Annotated in this window: 11 protein-coding genes and 1 pseudogene; 9 read left to right on the top strand and 3 right to left on the bottom strand. The window is 74.1% G+C overall.

The window, feature by feature from the left end; genetic code table 11:
- Positions 1–74 precede the first annotated feature (74 nt).
- From ACSUPR_RS14850 to ACSUPR_RS14840, 3 genes and pseudogenes are all read left to right on the top strand, one after another.
- Entirely contained in the window at positions 75–911 is an 837-nt protein-coding gene (locus tag ACSUPR_RS14850) for an alpha/beta fold hydrolase (RefSeq protein ID WP_436885202.1), read from the top strand.
- 66 nt (positions 912–977) lie between these two features.
- Positions 978–2,240: pseudogene (locus ACSUPR_RS14845) on the top strand (AGE family epimerase/isomerase); the annotation flags it as partial.
- Positions 2,241–2,285: 45 nt separating this feature from the next.
- Positions 2,286–3,209: a carbohydrate kinase family protein gene (locus ACSUPR_RS14840; protein WP_436892019.1), complete on the top strand. Its 924-nt coding sequence runs from the start codon at positions 2,286–2,288 to the stop codon at positions 3,207–3,209.
- On the opposite strand, the gene ACSUPR_RS14835 is transcribed toward ACSUPR_RS14840, so the two are convergent.
- A complete protein-coding gene (locus ACSUPR_RS14835) occupies positions 3,204–4,340 on the bottom strand; it encodes a carboxylate-amine ligase (RefSeq protein ID WP_436885201.1) in 1,137 nt (378 codons plus the stop codon). The two genes, ACSUPR_RS14840 and ACSUPR_RS14835, sit on opposite strands and share 6 nt — an antisense overlap.
- A 345-nt stretch (positions 4,341–4,685) precedes the next feature.
- Between ACSUPR_RS14835 and ACSUPR_RS14830 the strand changes: the two genes are divergently transcribed.
- The 6 genes from ACSUPR_RS14830 to ACSUPR_RS14805 all read left to right on the top strand — a co-directional run bounded on the left by ACSUPR_RS14830 (position 4,686) and on the right by ACSUPR_RS14805 (position 12,428).
- Positions 4,686–7,469: a LuxR C-terminal-related transcriptional regulator gene (locus ACSUPR_RS14830; RefSeq protein ID WP_436885200.1), complete on the top strand. Its 2,784-nt coding sequence runs from the start codon at positions 4,686–4,688 to the stop codon at positions 7,467–7,469.
- Between the two features lie 101 nt (positions 7,470–7,570).
- Positions 7,571–8,365, top strand: coding sequence for an ABC transporter ATP-binding protein (locus tag ACSUPR_RS14825; RefSeq protein ID WP_436885199.1), 795 nt, complete (start codon positions 7,571–7,573; stop codon positions 8,363–8,365).
- Complete coding sequence (locus ACSUPR_RS14820; protein WP_436885198.1) at positions 8,362–9,075, top strand: ABC transporter ATP-binding protein; 714 nt, start codon at positions 8,362–8,364, stop codon at positions 9,073–9,075. Before ACSUPR_RS14825 ends, ACSUPR_RS14820 begins: the two co-directional genes overlap by 4 nt.
- 22 nt (positions 9,076–9,097) lie before the next feature.
- A complete protein-coding gene (locus ACSUPR_RS14815) occupies positions 9,098–9,949 on the top strand; it encodes a branched-chain amino acid ABC transporter permease (protein WP_436885197.1) in 852 nt (283 codons plus the stop codon).
- A gap of 2 nt (positions 9,950–9,951) precedes the next feature.
- Positions 9,952–11,034 carry a branched-chain amino acid ABC transporter permease gene (locus ACSUPR_RS14810; RefSeq protein WP_436885196.1) on the top strand — a complete coding sequence of 361 codons (1,083 nt, stop codon included), beginning with the start codon at positions 9,952–9,954 and terminating at the stop codon, positions 11,032–11,034.
- A 68-nt stretch (positions 11,035–11,102) separates the two neighbouring features.
- A complete protein-coding gene (locus tag ACSUPR_RS14805) occupies positions 11,103–12,428 on the top strand; it encodes an ABC transporter substrate-binding protein (RefSeq protein WP_436885195.1) in 1,326 nt (441 codons plus the stop codon).
- A gap of 640 nt (positions 12,429–13,068) precedes the next feature.
- Here the strand turns inward: ACSUPR_RS14805 and ACSUPR_RS14800 are convergent.
- Together ACSUPR_RS14800 and ACSUPR_RS14795 are read right to left on the bottom strand one after the other, a co-directional pair.
- A complete protein-coding gene (locus tag ACSUPR_RS14800) occupies positions 13,069–13,902 on the bottom strand; it encodes an alpha/beta hydrolase family protein (RefSeq protein ID WP_436892018.1) in 834 nt (277 codons plus the stop codon).
- A 378-nt stretch (positions 13,903–14,280) separates the two neighbouring features.
- The gene (locus ACSUPR_RS14795; RefSeq protein WP_436885194.1) at positions 14,281–15,678 is read right to left on the bottom strand and encodes a cytochrome P450; all 1,398 of its coding nucleotides are present in this window, start codon (positions 15,676–15,678) and stop codon (positions 14,281–14,283) included.
- Positions 15,679–16,122: the final 444 nt, after the last annotated feature.

The raw sequence follows: 16,122 nt of genomic DNA, 5'->3' as shown, positions 1-16,122 counted from the left end.
AAAACGACATATTCCGTTCAGCATCCGTCCACGAACGCGGGGACGGGACCGCGACACGGGGTAGACCAGCCGTCATGGATCCGACTCGCATCGCCTTCGAGCAGCGGGGGACCGGCCGACCGCTGGTCCTCCTCCACGGACTGGGCGACCGCCGCCAGAGCTGGAGCAAGGTCGTCCCCCGCCTGGTCGGCGACTACCGGGTGTTCTGCGTCGACCTCCCGGGGTTCGGCCGCACCCCGGCGCCCCCGGAGGGGGAGCCCTACGACGTCATGTCGATGACCGACGCGGTGGAGGCGTTCTGCCGGTTCCACGAGCTGGAGCGCCCCCACGTCGCGGGCAACTCGCTGGGCGGGTCCATCTCCCTCGAACTCGGCGTCCGGGGGGTCGCCGGGTCCGTGACGGTGTTCTCTCCCGCCGGGTTCTCCGACACCCTGGGCCGCTGGGGGCTGCACACCGTGGGCGCGTTCGCCCGCCTCGCCACCCGGGTCCCCATGCCGGTCAAGGAGCGGCTGGCGAGCACGCGCCCGGCCCGGGCCCTGGCACGGGTGGTCCTGCGCGGCGACCCCTCCTCGCCGCAGGCCAAGGCCACGCACTTCAGCGTCCGCGGGCTCCAGGAGGGCGCGCCGTTCATCCGGATGATCCCGCGCATCGCCGAGTACGACTTCACGGCCCGGCCGATCGACTGCCCCGTCACCATCGCCTGGGGCGACCGCGACCGGACCCTGCTGCCCTCCAGTGCCGGGCACGCGCACCGGCGGGTGCCCACCGCCCGCATGGTCGCCCTGGTCGGCAGCGGCCACATCCCCATGGCGGACGACCCGGTCTCGGTCGCCGAGCACATCAAGTGGACCTGCCGGTCGGCCGATCTGGGGTACCGGAGGCACCTCCACCCCGCCTCGGGGAGCGGGTGAGCACAGGTTGGGCGGGGGGTGCGGGGTGACCTTTCCCCCGGCTTGTGTCAACGTTGTCTCTGGTCCATGACCGTCGCCCGCCCACGAGGTGCCGGGCGCTGGAGGAGACGAGGGAACGTGACTGTGACGCAGCGGCCGCCGGGCGACCCGGGCCGGTTGAGGGAGGAAGAGGCGCGCCTGCGCGGGTTCGCGGCGGCCTCGGCGGTGGCGGACGGGTTCGGGGCCCTGGACGCACGGGGCCGGGTGGAGCCGGACCGGCCGGTACAGACGTGGATCACCGCGCGGATGACGCACGTGTTCTCCCTGGCACACCTGCGGGGTGACGCCGACGCGGCCGAGCTCGCCGACCACGGCGTCCGGGCGCTGGCCCGGGGGCCGCTGCGCGACGGAGAACAGGGCGGGTGGTTCGACGAGGTTCCCCGGGAGCGCTCCCAAGGGCGCAAGTCCGCCTACCCGCACACCTTCGTCGCGCTGGCCGCCGCCTCGGCGGCCGTCGCCGGGTGCCCGGGCGCGCGGGAACTGCTCGACGAGGCGCTGGCCGTCATCGAGGAGCGCTTCTGGGACGAGTCCGCGGGCGCCCTGCTGGAGAGCTGGGACGCGGACTGGACCGGGACCGAGGACTACCGCGGAGCCAACAGCAACATGCACGCCGTCGAGGCGTTCCTGGCCGCCGCCGACGCCACCGGCGACACCGTGTGGACCCGCCGGGCGCTGTCCATCGCCGAGCGCCTGGTCCACGGGGTGGCTGCGGACCACGACTGGCGGCTGCCGGAGCACTTCACCGCCGACTGGAAGCCCCTGCCGGACTACAACCGGGACCTCCCGGACCACCCGTTCCGGCCGTTCGGGAGCACCACCGGCCACCTGCTGGAGTGGGCGCGCCTGCTGGTCCACCTGGAGATCGCCCTGGACCGGGCGGGCGAGCCCGCCCCCGCGTGGCTGCGCACGGACGCCCGGGCCCTGTTCTCCCACGCGGTCGAACGCGGCTGGAACACCGACGGCGCCGAGGGCTTCGTCTACACCCTGGACTGGAACGACCGCCCGGTGGTGCGCGAGCGCATGCACTGGGTGGCGGCCGAGGCGACCATGGCGGCGTGGGCCCTGGCCCTGCACACCGGCGACCGGTCCCTGCTGGAGTACTTCGAGCTGTGGTGGGACTACGCCGAGCGGTACCACCTGGACTTCGAGCACGGCAGCTGGCACCACGAGCTCGACCCGGACAACCGGCCCGCGGCCACGGTCTGGCCGGGCAAGCCGGACGTGTACCACGCCTACCAGGCGACCCTGCTGCCGCAGCTGCCGCTGTCGGTGTCCCTGGCGGCGGCGGTGCGCGAGCACACGGCGCCGCACCTGGTGGTGGTCGGTGAGAACGTCATGGACCTGCTGCCGGTACCCGGCGAGCCGGGCCTGCTGCGGGCCGCCCCGGGGGGAGGCCCGGCCAACACGGCCGTCGCCGCGCGCCGCCTGGGTGTGCCCACCCGCTTCCTGGCCCGGATCGGCGCGGACGGGTTCGGGCGGGCGATCCGGCACCGGCTGGCGGTGGAGGGACTGGACCCGGAGGGGCTGCTGCCCGCCGAGGAGCCGTCGGCGCTGGCGCTGGCCCGGCTGGGCGTGGACGGATCGGCGGTGTACGACTTCCGGATGGACGACGCCGCCGACTGGCGGTGGCGCTCCGGCGAGCTGCCCGAGGAGCTCGAACCGGGGGTGCGCGCCCTGCACGCGGCGTCCCTGGCGCTGTTCCGGGAACCGGGCGCGGGCGCGGTCGAGGCGCTGCTGCGGCGCGAGCACGGGCGGGGCCGGGTGACGATCAGCGTCGACCCCAACATCCGCCCGGGCGTCATCGGGGACCCGGACACCGCCCGGGTGCTGGCCCTGCGGGACCTGGCGCAGGCGCACGTCGTGAAGGCCAGCGACGAGGACCTGGCCTTCCTGTACCCGGACCGGAACACGGAGGAGGCCGCCGCGGCGGTGGCCGACCTGGGCCCCTCGCTGGTCGTGGTCACCCGCGGCGCGGAGGGCGCCTTCGCCCTCGCCCACGGGGTGCGGGCCGAGGCGGCCGCACCCCGGGTCCGGGTGGTGGACACGGTCGGCGCGGGCGACACGTTCATGGGCGCCCTGCTGTCCTGGCTGGACGGCCGGGACCGGCTGGGGGAGGACCCCCGCGCCCGGCTGGCCGGGCTGACGAAGGAGGAGCTGGAGGAGATGCTGTCCTTCGCCGCCCGGGCCGCGGCCGTCACCGTCACCCGCGAGGGGGCGGACCCGCCCACCGGTGCCGACCTGGAGCGCGAGGGGTCATAGCCCTTCCAGGGTGTGGTCGATGAGGTGGTCCACGACGTCGGTGAGGCGGCCCCGGCGATCGTGGGCCGCCCGCTGGCGGGCCGCCCCCGAGCCGCGCCGGCGCAGCCGGTCCAGCAGGTCGGAGGCCAGGTCGGCGTCGCCGTTGTCGAGCAGCCCCGGCAGGGCCGCCGCCAGCAGCCGGTCCATGGCCACCGCCGCGGGCAGGGACTCACCGGTGAGGGGGTCCGGGACCACCCCCTCCAGCCCGTCGCGGGCCGCCCGCCACATGGCGGAGCGCAGGGCGGTGTCCGTGATCTCCGGGGCGGGGACGCCGCGGTCGACGTCGGCCAGGACCCGGGTGGTCAGGCCGCGGGTGAGGACGGCGAACAGCAGCGCCTCCTCGGCGGTGGGGGCCACGTCGCCCACCCGGATCTCCAGGGTGGGCAGGTGGTCGGAGAGCCGGACGTCCCAATAGACCATGTGCCGGTCCAGGATCGCCCCGGCCTCCGCCAGAGCCCGCACCGCCCGCTCGTGGTCGGCCAGGGAGCGCAGGTCCGGGGGCGGGCCCGCCGAGGGCAGCCGGTTCCAGGCGATGGTGCGCCAGCTGGCGTGCCCGGTGTCGCGGCCGTTCTGGAAGGGCGAGTTCGCCGACATGGCCACCAGGAAGGGCAGCCACCGGCGCAGGTGTCCGACGGCCAGCACCGCGCCCTCCCGGTCGGAGACCCCCACGTGCACGTGGCATCCGCAGACCACGTGCGATTCGCGCAGCGCCCCGAAGTGGGCGGAGATGTCGGCGTAGCGGGCGCCGTCGCTGACGTCGGCCTCGGCGGGGTCCCCCAGGACGGCGGTTCCCGAGGCGACCACGGCCAGCCCCGCGACGTCGGCGGCCCGGGCCAGTTCGCGCCGGGCGGCGCGCAGGAACCGGCGGGCGTCCGCGGCGTCGCCGCACACCGGGCTGTTGGCCTCCACCTGAACCCGGGTGAACTCGCCGCACAGGCGGTCGGCCATGCGGGTGCGCTCCAGCAGGTCGGGAGCGCGGGACAGGATGCGGCGGGTGCGCGGGTCGACGACGAAGAACTCCTCCTCGACGCCGAAGGTGGGCGGGGCGACCCGGGGGCGCGGGACGTGTGCGACCAGTGGGCGGTTCAGCATCGAGGCGGTTCCCTCCTGCCGTCGGGTGGGTCCCCGCACTGATATCCCGGGCGGGGCGGCCGCGACAGTGTCCCGGAGAGGACAAAAAACTATCTCGCGGCACGTGTGTCCCTTTTGTCGGGATCGCGGGGTCCGCTTCCCGACGCGTTACGGCTTGATAACCACAGTGTGCGGGCCGGTATCCCCGAAAGACGAGATCTTGGGTGATACACATCACCTTTTTTGGGCACGGATTCCCAGGTGAAACGGGGGGAACAGGCGTCTCCGGGATCGTCCCCCGGCGCCCGGTAAGGCCCCGCGCCCCCGCCCGTGCGACTCCGTGCGGGTATCGGTGAAACGACCAGTGTGCCCGCCCGCACCTGCCGCAACAGGGGTCCGCTGTGCGAATCTGGGCCCGTGATCGGCAGGAACACCGACCCCGGGGCGATCCGCCTGCGGGGCCGGGACACGGAACTGCGGGTCCTCGCCAAAGTACTGGACGACGCGAGGGCCCGGCGCGGCGCGTGCCTCCTCCTCACCGGCGGACCGGGTCTGGGCAAGAGCACGCTGCTGGCCCACCTGCGCGCCGACGCCGGTGATTTCACCGTCCTCCACTGCGGGGGCGTCGCCGACGAGGCGGACCTCCCCCTGGCCGGGCTCGAGCGCCTGCTGCGCCCGCTGGCCCCGCACCCCGCCCCGCTGGCCGAGGCCCTCTCCCGGGGCCGGGTCGGCGACCGGCTGGCCCTGTCCACCGCCCTGCTGGACCGGCTCACCGCCGACGGCCCCCTCCTGGTGTGCGTCGACGACGCCGAACGGATGGACGGCCCCTCCCTGGACGCCCTCGCCTTCGCCGCCCGCCGCCTGTCCGGCACCGGAACGGCGATCGTGTTCGCCGCCCGCGACGGCCGGGTCAAGCCCGGTTCCACCCACGACCTGGTGTCGGGCGTGCCCGAGCAGCCGCTGCACCCGCTGAGCGAGCGGGCGCTCCACGACATCCTGACCGACCGGGCTCCGGCCGGACTCCCGGCACCGGCCCGCACCGTGCTGGTGCGCGCGGCCCACGGCAACCCCGCCGTCCTCCTGGGAATCCTGGAGACGAGGCTCCCCGACCCCGGCGACCCGTTCCCCGAGGAGCCGCGGCTGCCCGCCCGGCTCCGAGCCGACCTGCTGGCCCCCTACCGCGACCTGCCCGAGCGCACCCGCTCCCTGCTGCTGCTGGCGGCCCTGGGCGAGGACATCCCGCTCCACCTGATCGCCCGCGCGGCCGGTACGGACGGTCCGGCCACGGCCGACCTGGAGCCCGCGGAGGAGGTCGGAGCGGTCCGGGTGGAGGACGACACCGTCGTCTTCACCGACCCGCTGGTGGGCCGGGCGTTCGCGCAGGACGCGCCCGCGTCCGCCCGCCGCGCCGCACACCGGGCCCTGGCGGGCGTCTCCGACCCGGAGACGGACCCGGTGCGGTTCGTCCGGCACACCGCCGCCGGGGCCGACGGCCCCGACGCCGAGCTCGCCGACTCGGTGGAGGCCGTCGCCCGGACGGCCAAGCACGCCGCGGGGCGCACGGCCGCCTCACTCGCCCACGAGCGGGCCGCCCTGCTCACCCCGGACCCCGACCTCCGCGCCTGCCGCCTGAACAGCGCGGCCTACGAGTCGTACATGGCGGGGCGCTCCGAGCACGCGGCGCTGCTCACCGCCAAGGCCAGGCCGCTGGCCGTCACCGACCGGCGGCGCGCCCTGATCGACCTCGTCGACGCCCAGATAGCCATGCGCTCCTCCAACGCGATCGACGTCGCGGAGATGCTCTACGGGGTGGGCCGCGACCTCATCCCGCACGACCGGCTGCTGGCCCTGCGCACCCTGGTCCGCTCGTCCGACTCGGCCTCCCTGGCGGGCGACCCGGTGCGCCACGCGCGCGCCGCCGAGCTGGCGCTGCCGCTGGTGCGCCCGGACGACCCCGAGCGGGTGCACATGGCCGCCTCCTTCCTGGAGGGGTGCACCATCTCCTTCCGGGGCGACTACCCCGGCTCCACCCCCCTGCTGCGCGAGGCCGCCCGGCTCGCGGAGGTCGTCGACCGGCCCTCGGAGCTGATCTGGGGAGGAGTGGCCGGGCTGCGCCTGTCGGACAGCCTGTTCGTGCGGCGCGCCAACACCCGGGCCGTGGAACTCGCCCGCCAGTCGGGCGAGCGGGCCACCATACCCGCGGCCCTGGGGTTCCTGGTGTTCTCCGAGTTCTGGAGCGGGCGCTTCCCGTCCGCCGCCGGGACCGCCCTCCACGGGCTGCGGGTGTCCCGGGAGAGCGGCCAGACCATCTGGGCCACCCAGCACCTGGCGTCGCTGGCGATGATCGCGGCCATCCAGGGCGACGTCGACACCTGCCGGATCCGGGCGCGGGCCGTCGCCTCCCAGGCGGGTGAGAACAGCCTCGGACTGGCCGCGGCCCTGGCCTCGTGGGCGCTGGCCGTCCTGGAGCTGTCGCGCGGCAACGCCGCCGAGGCCTTCTTCCGGCTGCGCTCGCTCGTCCACGCCGGACCCGGGCAGGGGCACCCGACGATGCGGCTGCTCACCGCGCCGCACTTCGTCGAGGCGGCCACCCGCATAGGAGAGACGGAGTGGGCGCGCACCTCCCTGGCCGGCTACCGCCGCTGGGCCGACTCGATCGGCTCGCCCGCGGCCCTGGCCCTGGCCGAGCGCTGCGCCGGACTGCTGGCCTCCCAGGACGAGGCCGCAGACCACTTCGAGAGCGCCCTGGCCTTCCACCGGGCCTGCGGTGACGACGACGTCGAACACGCCCGTACCCAGCTGCTCTTCGGCGCCTACCTGCGCCGTGCCCGGCTGCCCGGACGGGCCCGGGAACACCTGCACAACGCGCAGGAGTCCTTCGAGCGCTTCGGCGCCCGGCTGTGGGTCCGACAGACCCGGGCCGAGCTGCGCGCCCTCGGAACGGGGGAGCGCGGGCCGGAGTCACCGTCCACCGGCGAGCTGACCGCACAGCAGCAGCAGATCGCCCGGCTGGTCGCGGAGGGCGCGACCAACCGCGAGGTGGCCGCCCACATGTTCATCAGCCCGCGCACGGTGGAGCACCATCTCCGGGGCATCTTCCGAAAGCTCGGCATCAGGTCCCGCGTGGACCTGGCCCGCATCTTCAACTGAGCTCTCCGGGGCGACGGCCGGAGGCGGCCCGCAACCCCTTCATACCAACCGGTCGGTATAAAAGCCGGTCCGCGACACGAAAGGCGGAGTGAAGCCATCCCATGGCGACCACAGCGACCGAACACCTCCTGACGGCGGAGGGGATCACGGTCCGCTTCGGCGGACTGACCGCCCTCGACGACGTCGGGCTGCGGGTGCGCCCGGGCGGCGTCACCGGTCTCATCGGCCCCAACGGGGCGGGCAAGACCACCCTGTTCAACGTGCTCTCCGGCGTGCTGCGCCCCACCGCCGGCACCCTCACCTGGAAGGGCGGCCCCCCGCCCGGCAACAAGCCCCACCACCTGGCGCGCGCCGGGATCGCGCGCACCTTCCAGGGCCTCAACCTCTTCCCGCTGATGACCGTCCTGGACAACGTCGTCGCCGGGGCCGACCGCCTCGCCCGCGGCGGACCGCTCTCCCTCCTCACCGGACTGGGCCGCCACCACCGCGACGAGCGCGAACTCCGCGAGAGCGCCCTGGCCGCCCTGGAGCGGTTCGGCGTCGCCGACGTCGCCCACCGGCTGCCCGGCACCCTCCCCTACGGCGTCCAGAAGCAGGTCGCCCTCGCCCGCGCCTGCGTGTGCGACCCCGAACTGCTGCTGCTCGACGAGCCCGCCGGAGGGCTGTCCGGCGGACAGATCGACGACCTCGCGGCGCAGATCCGCACCCTGGGCGAGGACATGGCCGTCGTCCTCGTCGAACACCACATGGACCTGGTCATGGAGGTCTGCGACCACATCGTCGTCCTGGACTTCGGTCGGGTCATCTCCACCGGTACCCCCGACGAGGTGCGCAACGACCCCCTGGTCACCCGCGCCTACCTGGGAACCGCCGACGACGAGGGGGACGACCGATGAGCGGCCTGCTGGAGATCGAGGGCCTCAGCGCCTCCTACGGAGCGGTCCGCGCCCTGGACTCCGTCTCCTTCACCGTCCCCGAACGCGGGTTCCAGGCCGTCCTGGGCGCCAACGGCGCGGGCAAGACCACCCTGCTGCGCACCCTCACCGGCCTGCACCGGGCCGACTCCGGCCGGGTCCTGCTCGGCGGCGAGGACATCACCCGGCTGCCCGCCGAACGCGTCATCACCCGGGGCCTTGCCCACGTCCCCGAGGGCGGCGGCGTCATCACCGAGCTCACCGTCGAGGAGAACCTGCGCCTGGGCGCGCTGTGGCGCTCCTCCCGGCGCGACCGCGCGACCGAGGCCGAGGTGCTGGAGCTGTTCCCGCCGCTGGTGCAGCGGCTGGGCCGGTCCGCGGGCACCCTCTCCGGCGGCGAGCGCCAGATGCTCGCCATCGGCCGCGCCCTCATGGGCCGCCCCCGGGTGCTGCTGCTGGACGAGCCCTCCCTGGGCCTGGCGCCCCTGGTCACCAAGCAGATCTTCGCCCTCCTGCGCGACCTGCGCGAGCGCACCGGGCTCACGGTCGTCCTCGTGGAGCAGAACGCCGCCGGGGCGCTGGGCGCGACCGACAGCGGCGTCGTCCTCAACCAGGGCCGGGTGGCCATCGAGGGGCCCTCCGCCGAGCTGCTCTCCGACGACCGCACGCGCCACGCCTACCTGGGCTTCTAGCCCGGACCCGAGGAGGACCCCCATGGACCGCTTCGTCGACCTGACCCTCAGCGGACTGGCGTCCGGCGCGATCTACGCCGCCCTGGCGCTGTCCCTGGTCATCATCTACCAGGCCACCCGCCTGGTGAACTTCGCCCAGCCCGCCCTGGCGCTGGTCGCGGTCTACACCGCCGTCACCGTCGCCCCGCTCACCGGCTCCTACTGGCTCGGCTTCGCCGCCGCCCTCACCGTGGGCGCCGCCGCCGGCGCCCTGGTGGAGCGGTTCGTCGTCCGCCCCATCGCACGGGCGTCCCAGCTCAACGGCATCATCGTCACGCTCGGCCTGCTCCTGGTCGCCCAGGGCGCGGCCGGCATGTTCTGGGGCAACGAACAGTACGGATTCCGCTACGCCTTCGACTTCGTGGGACGGCCCTCGCCCGCTGACGTGTTCGCCTTCGTCTCGGTGGGCACCGTCGCCGTGCTGCTGTTCTGCCTGTACCGCTTCACCCCGCTCGGCCTGCGCATGCGCGCCGCCGCGTTCCGCCCGGAGGCGGCCCGGCTCAGCGGGGTCAAGGTGGGGCTGATGCTCACCGCCGGGTGGGCGATCTCCGCGCTCATCGCCTCCCTCGCCGGCATGCTCGCCGGACCCCCCTTCATCTCGCCCAACGTGTTCGACATCGTCTTCGTCTACGGCATCACCGCGGCCGTGGTCGGCGGACTGGACAACCCGTTCGGCGCGATCATCGGCGGCCTGCTCGTCGGCCTCGGCATGTCCTACGTGTCCGGGTACGCCGGGCCCGAGCTGGCCACCCTCACCGCACTCGCCCTCGTCGTCCTCGTGCTCAGCGTGCGCCCCGACGGCATCCTGTCCCGCCCGACCGCGCGAAAGGTGTAGCCATGTCCACGTCCGCCACCGAGCGCGAACCCCGCGCCGCAGACAGCGGCCCCGCCCCGGCCGGGCGCGCCCCGCGCGGCCGCTGGTCCGCCCTGCCCTCACCGCTGCGACACCTGCTGCTGGCCGTCCTCGCGCTGGCCGCCGTCACCGGGCTGCTCCTCGTCACCGGCGACCTCACCGCGCTGCGGCTGGCCGCCGTCGGCTACACGATGCTGGCCATCGCCGGACTCCAGCTGCTCGTCGGCGGCAGCGGCCAGGTGTCCCTGGGACACGGCGCGTTCATGATGATCGGCGCGTACACGATGGCGCTGCTGGTCCTGAACCTGCCGATGCTGCCGCTGGCCGCCAACCTGCTCCTCGTGGTGGTCGTCGCGACCGTCGCGGGTGTGGCCGTCGGTGCCGCCACCGCCCGGCTGCACGGCCCCTACCTGGCCGGTGCCACGCTCATCCTCGCCGTCGGCCTGCCCGGTCTGACGCACCGCTACCACGAGGTGTTCGGCGGCAGCAACGGCCTCTCCGTGCGCACCGCCGGAGCCCCGCCGTTCCTCCAGGGCCTGGTGTCCAACAGCGAGTGGAAGGCGCTGGTGGTGTGGACGGCCGTCGTCCTGGGACTGGCCGTACTGGCGACCGTCTCCACCGGGCGGCTCGGCCGCCGCATGCGGGCCGTCCGCGACGACGAGACCGCGGCCGCCATGTCCGGGGTCCCGGTGGGCGGCACCAAGGTCACGGCGTTCGTCATCGCCTCCGCGGCCGGCGGCCTGGCCGGAGGCCTCCAGGTGTACGTCCTGGGCACCGCCACCCCGAGCATGTTCACCCTCGCGCTGTCGCTGACCCTGCTCGCGGCGCTGGTCCTGGGCGGCATCGGCAGCATGTGGGGCGCCCTGTGGGCGGCCCTGGCCGTGGTCTACCTGGAGATCTGGCTGTCGGACGCGGTCAGGGCCTTCGAGCTGAGCAAGAACGTGGAGAACAACCTGCCGATCGTCCTGTTCGGCGTGCTGCTCATCCTCATCCTGCGCTTCCAGCCCCTGGGGCTGCACGGCGCACTCCAGAGCCTGCGCGCCCGCCTGCGCCGCGGCTCCCGCTGAACCACACCACCGATCCCCGCTCATCCCCGCTCTCCGTACCGCACACCCCCCTACCGAAGGAGAACACCGTGCGCACCACGACAAGGACACCGGGCGCGCTGGCGGCCGTGCTCGCACTGGCCCTCACCGCCACCGCCTGCACAGGCGCGGGCGAGGTCGCCGAGTCGGACGGGCCGGACCTGTCCGTGTCCACCGGCGTCACCGACGACGCGATCGTCATCGGCACCCACCAGCCCCTCACGGGCCCGGCCGCGGCGGGCTACATGTCCATCTCCCGCGGCACCGCCGCCGTGTTCGACTACGTCAACGAGCAGGGCGGCATCCACGGCCGCCAGATCGACTACCGCATCGAGGACGACGGCTACGACCCGGCCCGGACCATCGACGTCACGCGCCAGCTGGTCATCGAGGACGAGATCTTCGCGATGCTCGGCGGGCTGGGCACCCCCACCCACGGCGGCGTCGTCGACTACCTCAACGACGAGGGCGTGCCCGACGTCTTCCCGGCCTCCGGGGCGCTGGCCTGGAACAACGCCGAGGAGGCCCCGCTCACCTACGGCTGGCAGGTGGACTACACCAAGGAAGCCAAGATCCAGGGCCAGTACATCGCGGAGAACTTCCCCGACCAGGCCGTCGGCTACCTGTTCCAGAACGACGACGTGGGCGAGGACTCCCAGGAGGGGCTGGACCAGTACCTCAGCGAGGAGGTCGTCGCCCGCGAGCACTACGAGTCCGAGGTCCCCGACCTGAGCGCGCAGATCGCCGAGCTCAAGCGGTCCGAGGCCGAGGTCGTGGTCTGCTCCTGCATCCCGGCGTTCGTCGCGCTGGCCATGCTGGAGGCGGCGAGCACCGGGTACGAGCCCCAGTGGGTGGTCTCCAGCATCGGCGGTGACACCGCCACCCTCCAGGGCCTGCTGGCCGCGTTCACCGAGGACACCGAGGCCGAGGGGGTCCCCGCCGACGCCTTCCTGGACGGGCTGATCATCACCAGCTACATGCCCCGGATCGAGGACCCGGAGGACGAGTGGGCGGCCTTCTTCATCGAGGTCTACGAGGAGTACGGCGAGGGCGACCCCCTCACCAACACCCACCTGTACGGCATGACGCAGGCGGTCATGTTCGCCCAGGTCCTGATGTCGGCCGGGCCCGACCTCACCCGGCAGGCGCTGATCGACGCCCTGGAGTCGCAGGAGTGGCAGGGCCCCGGCGCGGTGCCGTTCTCCTCCTCCGCCGGTGACCACGGCGGCCACCAGGGCGCCTACGTGGTCCAGTACCAGGAGGGCGGCGACGTGGAGATGATCCAGGAGCCGCGGGTCACCGACCGCGACGGCGGGCCCATCGAGGAGACCGACTTCACGCCGCTCTCCCCGGACGAGCTGGTCTTCCACGACTGACCGGAAGCACAGGGCGGGCGGCGCCCCGGGGGTCTCCCCGGGGCGCCGCCCCTGTTCGTGCGCCCGGGCGCCCCGCGGACGCGCGGGGGCCGCCGCCCCGGACCCTGTCCGGGGCGGCCCGGGTGGACCGCCCCACCGACGCGGGGGGCGGTCCCGGGTGGATCCGTCCCGTGTGTCCGGAGGCTGTGCCGCGGCCGCGACCAGCCACCCCGCTCCGCGGTGCGCCCCGGCCCGGGCGGGCGGGACCGCACCCCGCCTCCGGCGGCCGTCCCGTGGCGTCGGGACGCCGGGACCGCCTCCTCGGCCGCTCCCGGCCTCCTCGCGGTCTCCCGGTGAGGGGCCGGTGGTGTGCGCCCCCGGGGCCCTGCGACTGTCGGCCCCCGGCTCCCGTGCCCCGGTCCTCCGGGGGGTTCCGGTGGCACGGCCGGGTGCGGGACGCCCCTCACGGCTGCGCCCCCGGAATGCGGGCCGCGGGTGCCCCGGCCGGCTCCCCGCCCGGTGCGCGGCCCGGTCCCCCTGCGGGGAGCGAAGGGGTGCTCCCCGCCGCCGGCCCCGGCTGCCACCGGGCCGACCGCGGACGCGAAGGGGCGGCGCCCCGGGGAGATCCCCGGGACGCCGCCTTTCGCAGAGCCGAAGCAGGTCAGGAACCGTGCGGGCAGGAGTCGCGGTAGTCGGAGAAGTCGGTGCCGAAGCCGGTGCGGGGCGGCGGGCACAGGAACTGCTCGTAGCGGGTGTCGTCGTCGACGAAGCGCTTGAGCCAGGCGATCGAGTAGCGGGCGATCGTCGTGTTGGAGACGTTCGGGGCGAAGTGGCTCGCCCCCCGCAGCTCCAGGTAGGCCCGGTCCAGGGAGGACGGCAGGCTCTCGTAGAACGGGATCGAGTGGGAGCGCACCGAGGCGACGCTGTCGTTCTCGGCGCCGATGATCAGCGTGGGCACCCGCAGGGTCGACCAGCGCTTCTGGGTGTGCCAGGGCGTGAGCGGGATGGCCGCCTTCAGCTCGGGCCGGTCCTCGGCGACGGCGAGGGTGCCGCCGCCGCCCATGGAGTGGCCCATCACGGCCAGCCGGGAGGCGTCCACCCGGTCCGAGACCGAACTGCGCTGGACCAGGTAGTCCAGGGCGGCGTCGAGCTGGCGGCCGCGGCTGTCGGGCTGGTCGTAGCGGGTGATGGTGTCGATGGTGAACACCACGAAGCCCTGGGACGCGATCCGGTGCCCGTACCAGGACATGGTCGACTGGCTGGCGGTGTAGCCGGGAGCGATGACCACGCCGCCGAAGGTGCCCTGGCTGCGGTCGGTGGGGTAGTAGATGGTGCCGCCGCCGAAGCCGCTCACCAGGGAGGAGACGGAGGTGGTGGCGGTGTTGAAGGGACCCCGCGTGGCGGTGATGCTCTGCTCGGTGGGGGCGGGGCCGCGCTCGTAGGGGTTGGCGGCGTGGGCGGGGGCCGAGGCCCCCGTCGCCACGGCGGCGGCCATCAGGACGGCGGCGGCCGTGCGCGCGGCCCACGACCGCAGCCGCCGCGGGGCGGGCGCGGTCGCGGTATCGGGTGAATCGGGGGAAAGGGTCGTCGTGTGCACGTCCATACCTTTTCTGCGGGAATCCTGATTCCGGGGGAGGAATCGGGATCGGGGGGAACACGCCTTTCCGGCGTGCCTGGAAAAGGGATGTCGTCCCGATAGGGTGCTTGTGTCCCTTTGGGTTCGGGCGATTTCCCGCTTTCACTATCGTGTCGAACCGGTGAACGCGCATCCGTTGGATCACCGGTCGTGCGCACGGGGTGATCGTCCGCCATCCGGTCATGTGGTGTGAAAGAGGCAGGCAAAGGTGCAAACCGGGCGCCTTTCGTCCGGTTGTCAACCGCGCCAGGAGCGCCACCAGGTGAACAGCCGGCCGAGCAGGTCGTCCGGAGCGCCGTCCCCGGCCTTCCGGGAGTCCTCCCCGGCGCGCGGAGTCCGCGCGGCGGGATCCGGTGCGGCGCGGTCGGCGGCCGGTTCCCGGGGCGGCAGAGGCTCACCCGGGACGAACACCACCGGCAGGGCGGCCAGTCCGCGCACGAAGGGGGACGGCACCCGGCGCAGCAGGGCCGGCTCCACCGCCGGACGCAACCCCACCAGGCGCTCGTGCAGGGCGGTCACCCCCGTCGCGGCGATCAGGCGGGCCAGCTCGCGGGCCGGGCAGGCGTGCGGCCCGGCGCCGAACATCAGGTGCGCCCGGGCGCCGCTCACCACACCGGTGTCCTCGCGCCCGCGCCGCACCGCCGGGTCGCGGTGCGCCGGGTCGAAGCCGATGAGCAGGGCGTCCCCCGCCCTGATCTCGGTCCCGCCGATCCGGACGTCCTGGAGGGCGAACCGGGCGGGCAGCACCTGGAACGGAGTGTCCGTCCACATGACGTGGTCGAGCAGCTCGCGGACGGTGAGCCGGGCGTCGGCGTACGCCGCGCGGATGCGCTCGTCGGTGAGCAGGGTGTGCATGGTGTTGCCGATGAGGTGGGTGGTGGACAGGTGGCCCGCGTTGTTCATCAGCGCCGCCTGGTGCGCCACCTCGTGGTCGGTCAGCCCGTTGGCGTGCTCCAGCATCCACGACGCCAGGTCGCGTCCGGGGGCTTCGCGCTTGCGGGCGACCAGGCCCGAGAAGTACTGCTGGATGCGGACCACCGCCTCCTCGGCCCGTCGGCCGTCGTCGCCGAAGACGATCCCGGTGAGGTCGCCCAGCATGTGCCCGTAGCCGTCGGGCAGCCCGTACAGCCGGTTGAGCACCAGGACCGGGAGCGGGTCGGCGAACCCGCCGATGAGGTCGGCCTCGCCCTCGGCGACGAAGGCGTCGATGAGGTCGTCGGCGATCCGGCGCACGTCGCGGGCGGTCGCCGCCATGTCCACCCGGGACAGGGCGGAGGCGATCGGAGCGCGCAGCCGGGCGTGCTCGGCGCCGTCGGCGTACAGGGCGTTGGGCCGCCAGGACAGGGCGGGCCGGGCCGCGTCCGGATCGGCCCTGCCCTCGGCGACCTCGCGCCAGCGCCGGGTGTCCCGGGAGAACAGGTGCGGGTCCTGCAGGACCGTGAGGTTCTCGCGGTAGCCCAGCAGCAGCCAGGCGCGGACCCCCGGCTCCAGTTCCACCGGGGCCACCGGCCCGTGGCGTTCCCGCAGCTCGTCCCAGAGGGAGTCGCGTCCGGTGTCCGGGGCGGGGCCGTAGAGGCGGGGCACGTCGGTGGGGCGGCCGTCGGCGTGCGCGCCGTCGGAGGGGCGTGTGGTCATCGGGTGCGCGGTGCCCGCGGAGGCAGGGGCCGCTTCCCTCCCTTCGGGAACGGGGTGTGCGTGCACGGGGCAGGGACACGGGAACGGCGCGTACGCGGGGCGGGGCCGGGGCGCGGGGGCGTTCCGATGGCGGGGAGGGGCGGCCGATGGCCTGGGGGTGAATTCTAGGAGTCGCGGGTCGGCTTTTTCAATGGCTTTGGGAAAATGCACCGGACAGGCAGGCCCATTCTTCTTTCCGGGGAATGGAATATGAAGAACAAGGCCTTTCTCGCGAACGGTGTGAAAGGACACCTGGCGGTCGCGCCGGGGACAGGGTGGCACGCCGCTCCGACAATCCGGTGAACCCTCTCCGGCGGTGTTATCCAGGGTGTTCTCCGGCGGCTCGTTTTGTCGGTGTCGGCCCGTAGTGTTCTTGTTGTGAGCGACCGATGGAGTATCGACGAC

Origin of the sequence: Nocardiopsis dassonvillei (assembly GCF_964273065.1) — a bacterium.
Lineage (GTDB): Bacteria > Actinomycetota > Actinomycetes > Streptosporangiales > Streptosporangiaceae > Nocardiopsis > Nocardiopsis dassonvillei_B.
This window is presented reverse-complemented; position numbering and strand designations above follow the sequence as displayed.

Excerpts from the sequence above, each read along its gene's own strand:
- ACSUPR_RS14795 (WP_436885194.1), bottom strand. The coding sequence starts at position 15,678 with ATGACCACACGCCCCTCCGACGGCGCGCACGCCGACGGCCGCCCCACC.
- ACSUPR_RS14820 (WP_436885198.1), top strand. The coding sequence starts at position 8,362 with ATGAGCGGCCTGCTGGAGATCGAGGGCCTCAGCGCCTCCTACGGAGCG.
- ACSUPR_RS14815 (WP_436885197.1), top strand. The coding sequence starts at position 9,098 with ATGGACCGCTTCGTCGACCTGACCCTCAGCGGACTGGCGTCCGGCGCG.
- ACSUPR_RS14850 (WP_436885202.1), top strand. The coding sequence starts at position 75 with ATGGATCCGACTCGCATCGCCTTCGAGCAGCGGGGGACCGGCCGACCG.
- ACSUPR_RS14800 (WP_436892018.1), bottom strand. The coding sequence starts at position 13,902 with ATGGCCGCCGCCGTGGCGACGGGGGCCTCGGCCCCCGCCCACGCCGCC.
- ACSUPR_RS14840 (WP_436892019.1), top strand. The coding sequence starts at position 2,286 with ATGGACCTGCTGCCGGTACCCGGCGAGCCGGGCCTGCTGCGGGCCGCC.
- ACSUPR_RS14825 (WP_436885199.1), top strand. The coding sequence starts at position 7,571 with ATGGCGACCACAGCGACCGAACACCTCCTGACGGCGGAGGGGATCACG.
- ACSUPR_RS14835 (WP_436885201.1), bottom strand. The coding sequence starts at position 4,340 with ATGCTGAACCGCCCACTGGTCGCACACGTCCCGCGCCCCCGGGTCGCC.
- ACSUPR_RS14810 (WP_436885196.1), top strand. The coding sequence starts at position 9,952 with ATGTCCACGTCCGCCACCGAGCGCGAACCCCGCGCCGCAGACAGCGGC.